This is a genomic window from Trichocoleus sp. Lan, from assembly GCF_039961855.1.
Lineage (GTDB): Bacteria > Cyanobacteriota > Cyanobacteriia > Cyanobacteriales > FACHB-T130 > FACHB-T130.
Genome location: NZ_JAMPKA010000005.1, coordinates 186009 through 199137, shown reverse-complemented (window position 1 = coordinate 199137; position 13129 = coordinate 186009). Strand labels below are relative to the sequence as shown.

Annotated in this window: 10 protein-coding genes; 4 read left to right on the top strand and 6 right to left on the bottom strand. The window is 48.5% G+C overall.

The features are described 5' to 3' along the window. The first annotated feature begins 45 nt into the window (after positions 1-45). Positions 46-720, top strand: coding sequence for a hypothetical protein (locus tag NDA03_RS06725; protein ID WP_348237646.1), 675 nt, complete (start codon positions 46-48; stop codon positions 718-720). On the opposite strand, the gene NDA03_RS06720 is transcribed toward NDA03_RS06725, so the two are convergent. Both NDA03_RS06720 and NDA03_RS06715 read right to left on the bottom strand, forming a co-directional pair. Continuing rightward, positions 668-1822 carry an extracellular solute-binding protein gene (locus NDA03_RS06720; RefSeq protein ID WP_348237645.1) on the bottom strand — a complete coding sequence of 385 codons (1155 nt, stop codon included), beginning with the start codon at positions 1820-1822 and terminating at the stop codon, positions 668-670. The two genes, NDA03_RS06725 and NDA03_RS06720, sit on opposite strands and share 53 nt — an antisense overlap. Positions 1823-1871: 49 nt before the next feature. Next, positions 1872-2507, bottom strand: a complete 636-nt coding sequence (locus NDA03_RS06715; protein WP_348237644.1) for a phycobiliprotein lyase — start codon at positions 2505-2507, stop codon at positions 1872-1874. Between the two features lie 441 nt (positions 2508-2948). On the opposite strand from NDA03_RS06715, the gene NDA03_RS06710 reads away from it, so the two are divergent. After that, the gene (locus tag NDA03_RS06710; protein WP_242029081.1) at positions 2949-3362 is read left to right on the top strand and encodes a hypothetical protein; all 414 of its coding nucleotides are present in this window, start codon (positions 2949-2951) and stop codon (positions 3360-3362) included. Positions 3363-3462: 100 nt separating this feature from the next. Here NDA03_RS06710 and cobT read toward each other — a convergent pair whose 3' ends face one another. The 4 genes from cobT to NDA03_RS06690 all read right to left on the bottom strand — a co-directional run bounded on the left by cobT (position 3463) and on the right by NDA03_RS06690 (position 6815). Beyond that, a complete protein-coding gene (cobT, locus tag NDA03_RS06705; RefSeq protein ID WP_348237643.1) occupies positions 3463-4563 on the bottom strand; it encodes a nicotinate mononucleotide-dependent phosphoribosyltransferase CobT in 1101 nt (366 codons plus the stop codon). Between the two features lie 88 nt (positions 4564-4651). Further along, positions 4652-5407, bottom strand: a complete 756-nt coding sequence (locus NDA03_RS06700) for a DUF2232 domain-containing protein (protein WP_348237641.1) — start codon at positions 5405-5407, stop codon at positions 4652-4654. 114 nt (positions 5408-5521) lie between these two features. Continuing rightward, the gene (locus NDA03_RS06695) at positions 5522-6049 is read right to left on the bottom strand and encodes a universal stress protein (RefSeq protein WP_348237640.1); all 528 of its coding nucleotides are present in this window, start codon (positions 6047-6049) and stop codon (positions 5522-5524) included. Between the two features lie 58 nt (positions 6050-6107). Next, complete coding sequence (locus NDA03_RS06690; RefSeq protein WP_190412784.1) at positions 6108-6815, bottom strand: Crp/Fnr family transcriptional regulator; 708 nt, start codon at positions 6813-6815, stop codon at positions 6108-6110. 530 nt (positions 6816-7345) lie between these two features. Between NDA03_RS06690 and NDA03_RS06685 the strand changes: the two genes are divergently transcribed. Together NDA03_RS06685 and NDA03_RS06680 are read left to right on the top strand one after the other, a co-directional pair. Beyond that, a complete protein-coding gene (locus NDA03_RS06685) occupies positions 7346-10972 on the top strand; it encodes a hypothetical protein (RefSeq protein WP_348237639.1) in 3627 nt (1208 codons plus the stop codon). Between the two features lie 74 nt (positions 10973-11046). Further along, the gene (locus NDA03_RS06680; protein WP_190985958.1) at positions 11047-12963 is read left to right on the top strand and encodes a hypothetical protein; all 1917 of its coding nucleotides are present in this window, start codon (positions 11047-11049) and stop codon (positions 12961-12963) included. Positions 12964-13129 lie beyond the last annotated feature (166 nt).

The following is a 13129-nucleotide window of genomic DNA, read 5'->3' as shown; positions in this document are numbered from 1 at the left end:
GCAATTCTTATCAGACAATAACTGCATGAATTAGCGCGAGTAAAAATGGAACCTCTACAGGAACCAAGCAAACCTGGAGCGAAACTTAAACGATTTAGGCAGGCGTACACGGCAGATAACAATGCTGCCAGAAGTCAGATCCACCAAACAGAAAAAAAGATTGCGTCTTCCTTGCTATTATCAGCTTTAGCAATTCTTACTTCGTGTCTTGGCCCTTTGTTAGTGCAGGCACAAACACCACCTACACTACTGCCTTCTACCGAACCTTTAGACTTAAAACTACTCGATCTAGAGTCTCGCCCACCGAGAAGTACAGTCATTAGAGCCGATAGCATGTCCCAAGCTAAACCAACGGTTCCCAGCCTTTGGTGGGCGGAGGAACAGTTTGGTGGCAAATTACTAGAGAACTGGCTAGCGTACCCGGATCGCCAGCGGGTGGATTTAGTTGTAAACCGGCAACTCTGGAGTCTTCTGAACTATATAGGACGCTATAGCTTTGTCAACAACTTTGGGACGGTTGCTAGAGATTATGGCTACAACACCAGGGTGTTTATTGCCAATCAACCACAAGAACCGCTAGCAACCTACACTTGTAATTTCAGTACCACTCCAGTCGTCTGCGATCTCGATATTATCTCCTCTGGTCAAGATAGTCTGCGAGTTCGTTCTAAACCGTTGGGCGGATTTCCTGCCACAGGGAACGATACGCAAGCGCCGTAGACTGGGGAAGCGGAAACAGAAATTCACTCTTGTCCAGTATCTGAGTATCTGGCAGCAAGACGGGGTTTGTTTTTAAAAATTCAGGTAACTCTGCTGGGTTCATACCAGCAACAATTGGCGAGGCGGCGCGGCTGAACAGAGAAATTTCCGTAGCCGGTTTGGATTCCCAACAAAAATTAATCCAATCTTGCAACAGAGGATTCGCAGCAGCACCAGCAGGTTGCACCCATAAGTCTGACCACAAGGCGGTTCCAGACACAGGAACCACCGCAGCAATGTTGCGATCGCGCTTCATCACCGACAATACATCTGTTGACCAACCCACCGCCAGCCAGGTGTCTCCTAGCAATAATGGTTGCAGATAGGTATCGGAACTGTAAAATTTCACCTGCTGGTGCAACTTTTGCAGGGTATTTTTCAACTCAGGAATTCTGTCTATCCGTTCCGTGTTGTAAGAATGACCCAACCGTTTTAAGGTTAGACCAATCACTTCTCGCGGTTGATCTAAAAGTGAAATGCGATCGCGCAGTTCTTCTCGCCACAAATCTTGCCAATCCGTCGGTGTCCATCCCAAAGATTTGAATTTGTCGCGGCGATAGATAATTACTGTGCTTCCCCAGCGATAGGGCGCACCCCAAATTTTTCCAGCGGGGTCAGATTGACCTTGACTATTGCGTTTCACCAGTTCTTGCCATCGGATTGGCAATTGATTCCACCCTCCCGCCTGTGTAAGTTCGAGGGGTTGAATGAGTTTCTGCTCAATTGCCTGTGCTAACCAGAAATCTCCCAAAGTCACTAGATCGGCAATAACGGGTTTTTTCGAGGTAATCAGCGGTAAGTTCCGACCCCAGCCCTGGTTCGCTTTACCGGGATTCTGCCAAGTTTCTAGACTCGCAAATAAATCTTTTAACTGTGTGGCTGCCGTAAAATCTAGAGTTGTCGATTGCTTGAGGCTCTGGCGAAATTTAGTTAATAGCTGAGCAGGAATGGAATTTTTCAGAAGTCTAACTCTTAGTGTGGGGTTTTGGGAATTTCCACACCCTGCAAGCATCTGACTCAAGGTCAGCGTTCCAGCACCCAGCAGAAAAGACCGTCTCTTCATAGTTGTAGCAACTAGCAATCCTTCTGATTAGCAATTCGCTATTCGCTGTTTATAGCGCTTGTCGGCGCTCGACACCAAAGCCGACCAAATCGATTACCGTTGGTTGTTCTCCGGGTTCGGGTCGTTGGTAAGTAATAATTGTTCTGAGCCGCGTATCCGGCGCTACAATCCGCATTTGATCGACCGCAACAGAACGTCGATAATAGGTGATCATTTCCAGCGTTTGGCGAGTGGGCTGATAGGTAAAGCGCCCCGCGATCGCTCCCGCTTCTGAGTATCCCTCATCCCGCAGATAAAAACCCTTAATCGCTTCCCCATCTACAACTTCCGCCACGATCGGTGGAGCGGGGATTTCGGCGGGCGATTCCCCAGGCACCACGTAGGCATCCGGCACAAATAAAGCCTTCAAACTCATGGATACTCGTTCGCCCGTTTCCGAGACGGTATCAAAGGCGATCGCAAACCCAGGACAGGCATTTTCTTCTTCGGTTGCTTGGGCAAGATTTACCTTTATGCCATTTGACGAAGAAAAGGACAAAATTTGCTGCTTTTGTTCCCATGTCAGGGCTTTTACCGAATATTCAGTATGAGAGCGTTCAATCTGACCGCTAAGGACAGAATGATACATTCTTTCTGTTGTCCATACCCCCGTGCAAGCGCTAAAAAACTCTCTGATGCTGAGCATTTTTTCCAAAAAAGCAATATTTAACGCAAGTAAAAGGTAATTAGCTTGCTTGATTAACTTAGCATACGTCCGTGTTCTTCGGTACTGATAAAGGTTCTAGCCTTTGCTACAGTTTTTTGCACTGCGATCGCCGTTGCCATCTTCTTTATCTATTCGATAAGTATATTTTCTGTTCCTCCTTTTGATAGAGGAACTTCTTAGGGCTGAAAATCAAAATAAACGGAATATAGGGCTAGAATCGCGAAAATTTCCAATAAATCTTCAGAATTGAGAATTTAATATTTCTACATCATAAATCCTGCTAGAAAAACCGCTTTTCATGTTTATTCAGCCTTGACCTAAAAAGGCTCAATCGATCCCAACTCCAGCTTCATAAATTCATCTTGCTCAATAGTTAAATAATTTGTAAGTAAAACAGTTTTTTAACTATTTTTTTATAACATGAAAGAAATCAAGTTAACGCCTAGTGGGAATTGCATGGATTCACTTCAAAAGCAAGTCATCACTTTAAATCATAAAGTTGATGTCCTTTACGAAATGATTGACCAGTTGAGCGAAAAAGTCTCTGAAGCTTTGTCTAAAAGCAAAGCAGCGGCTATCCAAGGAGGTACACCCGCACCTTTAGGAGTCAGTAATAGCCGCTATGCCTATAAAAGCTACAGCAATCAGTCTCCAGTAATGGAGCACAAAGATGTCTTAGTTGATACAAACTCTGTAGATAGTAACTCTCATAGCAGCGAGAAAGATTTGTCACCGACCATTCAAATCCAACGGCTAACGGCACAGCTCACCGCTGCCTATAATCGCATTGCTGCTTTAGAAGAACAGTTACTCTCTCAGCGAATCCACTCTTAAACATTCGGCAGGCGGGATACAGATAGAAAGAATGAAGGCTTGCAGATAGAGAAGAAAGAATAAAGACTGACTTTATGCTTCACACTTCATATTTCAGACTTCAACAACGCTCGATTAACATTTCAATGGCTTGGAGTAATTGCTCCTGGTGCCAACCCTGAGTTAAATGAGCCGCGATCGCACATCCGCCCGCACCCATGCCTTCTTTAACGTATCCCTGCTCATAAGCCCGCAGTTGAGGATAACGAGAGGGCGCAAAACTCAGCCCAGTCCCCAATAAGGGGACTGGGCTAATTGTTTTTGCTAACCCGACCGTATCGCCAGTCGGATCTTCTGCCACCCAGCGAGTCGTTCCCACCACAACTTGTTCGGGTTCCCAAGATAGGGAATATTGACGCCCAAGCGCTTGCATCAAGGCATAGACAGCCAGCATTTGCGTTCCACCAGCCAGCATGACACCGCAAGTGCGGCTCGCAGCGATCGCCATCCCCGCAACCGCAATTTGCATCGGATCGCCAATTGCCGCAACCAGATGTAACGGGTCTTGAAAAGGATGTTCCTCGTCTCCTCTGCTCCTAAAGGCTTTCAGCCCAGCTTCCACCACCGCCCACTTTTGCGCGTGATTGCAGCTAGGATGGCTGCTGTTGACCTTACCGGCAGCGGGGACACCCAAGCCCGTTAAAATCGCCAAAGCCGTTGTCGTTCCCCCTACCACGCACTCTCCCAGAATTAAATACCCATCCGGGATACTTGCCGCTAGTTTTTGCCCCCAAATCAGTCCTTGTTCCCACAGATGTTTCACTGTCGCGAGAGGCAAAGCATTTCCGCCGCTGAGACACTGGGCAGGGGCACCTTCCAAATCAATGACTGGAACAGTTGGCGGCTGGGGCAATCCAGCATTGAATAAATAAACGGGAATACCAAGTGCTTCAACCACCGCGCGGGAGATTAGCACTGGAGAGGCACCCGCTTGCAGAGGAGGCAGAGGATATTGAGGCTGAGGCTGAGGGCCTTTATACAAAAATTCCGCATCTGCGATCGCTGTATATTGTCGATCCTCTGGCGTTGCTCCAGCTGCTGAAATACCGGGGATCAGCCCGGTGGCGGTAAAGCCCAAAATACAAGCAAACACCGATGGGCGTCCCCGATATCGCTGGAGCCATCGATGTCCCTGTTCTATCTGAGTGTAGACATGAATCATCGAGTTTTGGGTTTTGGATTGAGGGTTGAGTCGTGGTGCGGCTCAAAGCAACTGGAAAAAGGTGAAATCAACCTTTAACTTTTCACCCTCATTCTTCATAATCCAGCAGCACTTGTACCCAATGAGGGGGACGGGGAATCGGGTTGCCCAAACGATCGAGTAGCAGCAAAGCCACCAGATGCACGACAAACAGATAGATGACATTATTGAGAACGATCGCGCCCAATGCGATCGCTTGAATCAAAGAGAGACTCGGCTCTTGCAGTAGCCCGATCTTGACGAATGCCCACTCTGCCAGTTCCGTCACCTGGCTAGTCATGTAAACCCAGAGGTCTTCCCCCAATAAAATTGACAGCAGCCAAAACCGAAAAAAGAATCCAAACGTACCAATAATTGTCCCCGTACCAATCGAGAACAGCCAGCTGCTCCTGCGCCGCCACAAAGCCCCCAGTTGGACACCCATGAGACCGTAGGGGATCAGAAACAGAATGCTGCGAGTTGGCCCCATTAGAACGGACAACAGCAACCCAGAAACCAACGCTGCCATCCAAGCCGCCCGGTGCCCCCATCGCAAGTATACGAGGGCAATCGGGATTGGGAAAAACATCCGCAGCAGCGGTCCCATTGGAAAGTAATAATTAATCAGCCAAATCAGGCTACAGGTACTAGCTAGAAAGGCAGTTTCCACCATAATCAGGGGAGCAACTGCTTTCACCTGGGGTTCGGAATAATTGTTCCCTTGGGCACTGGTTGCCGGGGGCGTTTCGCTTAGATTCGCCTCATCTTCGATTTTCTGAGAATTACCCAGACCAGAAGCTTGACTGTCTTCAAAAGGATCGCTCATGCAGATTAAAAAACAAAGCCAGATCCTAAATTTAACCTCTATTCCCGTTTTGAGCCGAGCTTCAGCAGCTTCAGGAGAGAATCACAAGACCCATTACCAATTTCCAGTATCCCTTTATCCATCCGCTATTTCATCAGTCGCCAGTGATTCAGGATGCTCCGTATCTATGCCCTGAATTACTAACACCGAACAGGGAGCGTGGTGCAGCACATAATTACTCGCACTCCCCAGCAAAGCTTCTGTCAACCCCTTGTGCCCTCGGCGTCCCATCACAATCAAATCGGCACCCCAATTCTCAGCCGCTTGACATAGCATTTGCCCAGCCTCGCCTACTTTGTAATCAAACTCCGTTGGCACTTCCTGACGGGTAGATTTTTCGCAGTAACTTCGTAGCAAATCTTGCACCTGCTGGATTCGCCTTTCGATCGTGAGGTGATGATTCTCATAGGATGTCATTATCTGAGGATACAAACCCATCTCACCAGAGAGCCGTGGCGTTATTTCTCCGAGTATCTCGCTATTGAGGCAATGTAGCAGCATCATTGCTCCACGATTCGCCTGCGCCAATTCCAGCGCTTGAGCGAAGACAGCCTGACATAAAGAAGAGTCGTCGATAGCAACCAATATTTTCTGAAAACCCATGATTAGGCACCCAGATAAATGGCAGTTAGGCACTTAGAGTGCCACTGCCGTATATTTATTAGACGATTAGCCGTTCCAAAGCCGCCAAATCGGGAATGCACAAGATATCGTGGTCGCGCATAATCAGCGCCTTTTTTTCCAGCTTTGTTAAAACCCGCGTTACCGTTTCTCGCGCCAGACCGCTGAGGCTGCTTAACTCACGATGGGGTAAATTGGGGATCATCGTTCCTTTTTGGGCAGTTTTTCCCTGTCCTTCTGCCAAGAATAATAACGTGTCGGCAACGCGGGACATACTATCTGATTCTCGCAATCGGAGGCGACGGTTGACTTGACGCAGGCGTTTTGCCATCAGCTGAGCCAAGCGAACGCCTGCTAGTGGTTCGTTATGAATTAACTGAACAAAATCTTGAGCAGGCATACTGCCAATCGTCGTAGGAGTTAGCGTAATTACATCCGTTGAACGAGGAACCTCATCCAACGCTGCCATTTCGCCAAAAAGTTCTCCTTTGCCAAGAATATTCAGCGTTACCTCTTTACCATCAAGGTTGTAGGTGCGAATTTTCGCCCAACCCTCCAGAATAAAGTAGACAGAGCCGCCCCAGTCATTTTCCAGCAAAATCACCTGATTTGCAGGATGGGTACGAGTGACGACATGGGAAGTGGCTTTCTCCACAACGGTCTCTGGTAAGCCGGTAAACAAAGGTGTGGAGCGAATCAACGCATTCATGTTAGAGTTCGGTTCGCGGGGGGTGTATCGGTCTTCCATCGGGCCAACACAAATGAAAAAGCTAAGAACTGATAAAGAGTGGCCCACTGGAGTGGGGCTAGCTGGTAGCGTTTGAATCAAGAGCAACCGTTGAGCCGGAAACTTTCAGCAATCAGGTCGGCATCTCCCGAATATGGTGTTTACGCTCTCGAAGATAATTAGGCTGAACAGGAGGCTCTTGGCAGCGTACCAATCAGAGTTAGGAGGCACCCATTGAGCCAGTGACCCTATCTTTATTATCCTCATAGAGGAAACCCGCGACTCGCTGCTGACGCATCTAGCAAAACTCACATCTTAATCCAAAACGCTTTGATTTTGGGCGATCGCTTTCTTTGTACCCATTGGGTGACAAAACGCTACAACCCAAAATTCTATCTACATTTAGAATTACCAGTCTTGAAATAATTCACCCGGTAGATGCAACACCCTGTTTAATATAAGTTGTTCTTGTTGGGCAGTCTAACATTATAGGCAGTGGCAGTATAGTAACTTCTGATAACTGTGCAATCGTTCTAGCCAGGGATTCCATTGTGACTCACGAGACGGATGCGATTTCTACACTAATCGCTAACATTGACAGCATCCTCCACAAGGCCAGCTCCCGTCGGCCTTGGCTCAGGTCAGTTGATGTCCAAGAGCAGCGTCGGCTTCTGGAGCAGGTTCGTACCTATTTAGTCTCACGGCAACAATCAGGCGCTGGAGATGAAGCTCAGCATCAGGAATACCAACCGCAGGCAACAGCACGACAGATTGTGCAAGCGGTTGAGCAAGACATGGAAGCGGTGCGAACCAGCTTGATGCAGTCCTTGCAGGGGGATCTGGAGAGTCTTCGCCAACAGCGGGAATCTCTGGTTTTAGAGATTCGACAGATGGAGAGTTATCGGCTGCACCATCGAACGCTTGCTCAGCAACAAGCGGCACAGCAGCAACTGATTTCCGAATTTTTGCAGGTACTTTCTAGTCGCTTGCAGGAAACTCTCACGCAACAGATGGCTCAAACCCTGAGAAATTTGGAAACTCAGTTTTTGAGTGCTGAGGTACTCCCTCCAGAAGGTCAAAAACAACCCTATAATTTCTCACCTAGCTATTCAGACGCGATATCTAGCAATTCTTTACCTTTACATCCGCGAGAGCGCCTGGAACAACTGCAAACGTTACAGGCAAAATCCGATCAACTGCTAGCAACGCTGGATTCAACCATTCGTACAGTCTTCGAGGCACTGCAACGCAATCTTGTTAGCTATCAAGAGTCCTTAGCCCAAGGACTTGATAAAATGCACAACTTGGGGCAGCAAAGCGAGGTGATGTTTACAGAGTTGGTAAATCAGCTCACCGAGCAGTTCCAGCAAGAAGCCTCAGCAATTTTGCAATCGTCTCGGCAGTCACAAGTAGATGCAAGTAGCGCGAGTCCGGCTGCGACAACACCAGGAATCGGCGCTCTGCAACTGCCCTATCCCCAGAGGGAACCCCAAACGCTGGATCAACCCTCCTCTCCACCTTCTAATCGCAACGAATTCAATTTCTCGCCGAATGATGTTCCTGTCGCCAGACAGCCATTGCCGTATCCGGGGGTTGAATTGCCCCTCCGCTCGGTGGAACAGGAGCAGTCGCAAAGTCCCCAGTTCAATCTGCCAACGGACCGCTTAGGGGAGTCGGTACAAAGGCAAGCCTCCTCAAAGGATAATCTTTTTGGGACAGCATCGTCTGCTAGCACTCCATCGAACCCTACCTCTGGTGCCCAGAGTAGCGGTCTGGAAGACTTGAATCTAGAGAACTTGGGCAATCTGGAGATGGCATCGCTGGATGACGATGATATGAAAACTATCTTCCAGACGGAGCCTATCCTTCCCACGATTCCCGACAGGAAGCGCGACGAAATCGACGATTTTTTTGAAAGCTTGTTTGGGACGCCGCCAATCCCACAGAGTCCCGAACAACAAGCTCAAAAAGTTGAGAAACAACCGGAGAATAATCCCGCCCGAGATACCCAAACTCAAGCAGAAAGTATAAATCCAATCATTCCTCAAGATTCAGCCGGAGAGAGGAACCCTCGCCCTTATAGCAGTCAGGACTCTTTAGAAGATGCCCTGTTTGCCGGTTTGGAAGACCCCGCTGAAGATGCCGCGATCGCGCAACCACCTGCGAGAGTCGAGCAAGTCGAGGACTCTTGGGAAAATGTTTTATTTCCCGAAGATTGGGAAAAGACGGTTATCCAAGTTGAGAAGTGGGCGATCGCTCCGACGATTGCCAGTGAAGATCAAAATGTCGAAACCAATGAAGCCTTCAATCCTGAAACAGTGGAAGAAGGGGATCTGGTCATTTCGGCACTAACTGATCTGTTGCAGGAGGATCTGTTCCAGGAGCAGGAAGTACTGCCAGCGGAATCTCTCTTACCGAGGGTCACACCTCCGAGTCTGGAGGAAATCACTCAAATCCAGAATACTCAAATCCAGAATACTCAAATCCAGGATACAGAGCAACCTGCAACCGAGGAAGCTGCAAGTCTGGAAGAAGATATCTACATTCCCGCTTCGCCAGACGAAAATCTGCTGGCGATGGATACTTTCTCAGTTGACCAAGACGAGTTTTTCTGGCTGGATAGAGATACACTGCAACTGCTGAGTGAAGATCTGTCTAGCTTTGAGGCACCGCAGGAGGGCGTATTTCCGCAATCAGAGGAGCAGAGGAGCCATAGAGAGGCGGATTTTAGCGATAACGCGACAGAAATCCAGACTCAAGATGACTGGTTCGCAGAGGAGGAAGAGCTTTTTGGGACGGAGATACCAGAAGGGACGGTTGACGCTGTTGAAACACAAGCAGAAGCGTCAGAAATAACCCAGAGGACGAGACACCAGGAAGCTTTGCCAGTGACGGAACTGGATGAGTTGTTGATGGAAGATTGGGATGATCTCGCCCTAGATAGCTTTGTGGATGAGGATTCTGTTCCTGGAACAGATGAGGAGTCGGAAAGATTGCCGTCTGGGGAATTCAGTTTAGGTTCAGAAACAGAAAACGCGATCGCTCACCATCCACAAAATTCCCCTCAGGAGCAACCGGAAACGGCGAACACGACAACAGCCGATGAAAGAGCGGATTGGAATTTGGCTTCCTTGTTCCCTGTAGAACCCTTAGACCCAGCGCCAGACAAAGCGATCGCTTTTCTTCCCCCCGCTAATCTTGATGAATCGTCGGAAGTATCGCCCTCGCTAAGTTCGATAACAGAAGCAGAAGTAGGAATACAGGAGGATCGAGAATACATAGCCGATTCCCAGCAACAGACGTTAGGAATCACGTCAGCAGAAACGCCAGAAGAGATGCCAGAAACCATCGATTTCGATGAATCGTTGGTATTCCCCGAAGAAGTCGATCTGGAGCTACCTACAGAAACGGCGGCGCTGGAACACGAATATGTTGCTGACTGGGAGTGGGAAGAAATGCCACCGCCAGCCAATCCGTCAAGGGAGGCACCAGCCGCCATCGATTTCGACGAATCGTTGGTATTCCCCGAAGAAGAAGTCGATTTAGAGCTACCACCAATCGAAACGGCGGCGTTAGAACAAGAATACGTTGCCGACTGGGAGTGGGAGGAGTCAGCCAATCCGTCAAGGGAGGCACCAGCCACCATTGATTTCGATGAATCGTTGTCATTCTTCCCCGAAGAAGTCAATCTACTACCTACTGAAACGGCGGCGCTAGAGCAAGAATACTTCTCTGACTCGGAAGCACAACAGACGCCAGAAATTACTGGTGAGGAGACAGCAGTATCGATTGAGTTCGATGAATCGTGGGAATTATTTGCCGATGAGGAACAGAGTCTAGAAACACCCAGAGAAAGGGCGATCGCGTCCGATGCCGATATTGATGCGCTAACTGGGTTGCAGGAAGAAGATTTAGGCGACTGGGAATTTGAGGAAATGCCAGAAATTTCGCAAGTCGAAATAACACACCTAGGGGAATCGGATTGGCAGGAAGAATTATTGCGATTGGAAGAACTGATCGCTCCACCAGACGATGCGATCGCTCAGTTCCCTAACAATCCACCAATGGCAACCGAGGAAGAAGCCGTTTCTGAGCCGACGCTGCCTCAAACTGACGATTTTGATCTGGAGCTGGATATATTTTCAGACTCATCGAACCCGGAAAAAAAAACTCCGTAGGGATACCCACTCAGGAAATTACCCTTGAATCCCCATTCGTTTTAGAAAGTACAAAATTGCTCCCGATCGGGATCATGAATCCAAATTCAATACATTCTTCCACTGTCCTTGAGTCTGCAAAACCATCGCCTGCGGAGAATGTCAGCAAGTATGCCTGGTACTTAGGTATTGACTTTGGCACAACTGGCGTGTCTGCGGTTTTGTTAAATGGTTCGACGGGTGAACGATATCCCATCTATTGGATAAGCCAAGGACAGACAGAATCTACCCAAACCAGCTTTCGTTTACCCGCAGTGACTTACACGGGGCCAGCCTGGAGCAATTCAGAGCAGTCATCGGGGGGTGCGAGTAGCGCTTACGCCGATACACCAGCCGCGAGTAACACTTACGCGCATACGCCAGCGGCGATCGCAGTGGGTGTTCTGGCGTCTTCTCTTGCCAATCGTAAAGAAGGAGTCTTTATTCAAGGCTTTAAACCGTACTTGAAGGTGGGAATTCCTTACTATTCATCTGCCAAAAAATGGGAGCCGATATTGCAGTGGTCGCTCGACCAGCCAATTTCCCTTTACTGGCTGGGGCGCTCATTGCAAGCGTTATTTGCCACTCTAAGACCTCTAGGAAGGCAGGGAAACCCGCTATCCCCAACAGAACAATCGAGGCCTAATTTGGTGGGTGCTGCTGGTTTAAAGCCCTCTACGCTGAATGCAGCGATGAGTTGCTTGAGTGGTGTGATTGTCGGTTGTCCGGCTAAATGGGGAGATACCTACCGCTTTAACATTCGCGAAGCCGTACTGGGTGCCCATCTGGTGGAAAATCCGGAGGAAATCTTCTTTCTTGAAGATGCGATCGCTACTTTGTTGGCAGGAATTGAAGGTGCAACCTTACCGGGAGTCCCCTGGCAAGGCGGGACTCTGGTGATCGACGCGGGTGCCACTACCATCGAACTCGCTGTGGTGAATTTGCCCGAAAATCTTAAAGACTTAACGTATTCCCAGTTTGCTTGTCGGAGTCTCGCCTATGCAGGCAACGCTATCGATCAAGACATCATCGGTCAATTACTCTTGAACGATGAAGAAGGCAAAATGAAAGATGAATTCGAGTCATCCTTCATCCTCCATTCTTCATCCTTGAGCCTTCCCAAAGCCGGGGAACCCGATTTAGCGACGCGCGATCGCTTGGCATCGTTATTGCAAAGTTCTCCTCTAGGACAAGCGCTTCTGGAAGCTGCCAATTCTGTCAAACGAATTCTGCAACAGCAAGACAGCTATACTGTGGAATTGGGCGGAAAGTCCTGTTTGGTGACACGCCGAGATTTAGAAAACCGCGTGTTCAAACCGTTTCTTGAAAAACTGAATCAAGAATTGAATGCGCTGCTAACTCAGGCAGGGATACCCGCATCAGGAATTCATCAAATTATCTGTACTGGCGGAACCGCAGCAGTCGGAGAAATCGCTCAATGGCTACGACAAAAACTCCCAAAAGCAGTCTTGATTCGGGATACTGGCGCAAACGACTCAACCCTAAACTGTAGTCCAGTAGCTTACGGTTTGGCTACGTTACCGCTGTATCCTCAACTGTTGGAGCAACAAACGCAGCAGTACAGCGATTATTTTCTGCTTTTGGAACTTTTACGCGCTTTACCCGAAGAACCGCTGCCGCTGAATGAAATTATGCAGTTATTAGAGTATCGCGGCATTAATACGCGGGTTTGTTATTCTCGCGTCATGGCGCTTTTGGAAGGAAAGCTGCCTGCGGGTATCGTGCCGTCGGAAGCCGAGTTTGGACTGCTGAGTTCCACCTCCGAGCAAAATCCTGACTATCAAGCGATCGCAGAGGCTCCACTTTTTGAGAAAGAAGCGACCCAGATGTATCGACTGAATGCTCAGCAGGGCGATCGCTATCTTCGCTATTTAAACACTATCCTGACAAGCACTTATCAAAAACTAGAAGAACCATTAGTTTTTGACTTGTTAGTACCGGCAACAGTTTAGCGATGAGATCCGAGACTGCTTGTATTCAGTCACAAGAACATCCCTCCGCAATTCCCCCTACGTGCGGAGGAAAATCGGGAAAAATCTTTGTTTGCAAAAGACTGGGGAGGAGTACTTCAAGGTGAAAAATTATCCTTCTCAATCCTTGCCGGGTAAGTTCTGACCC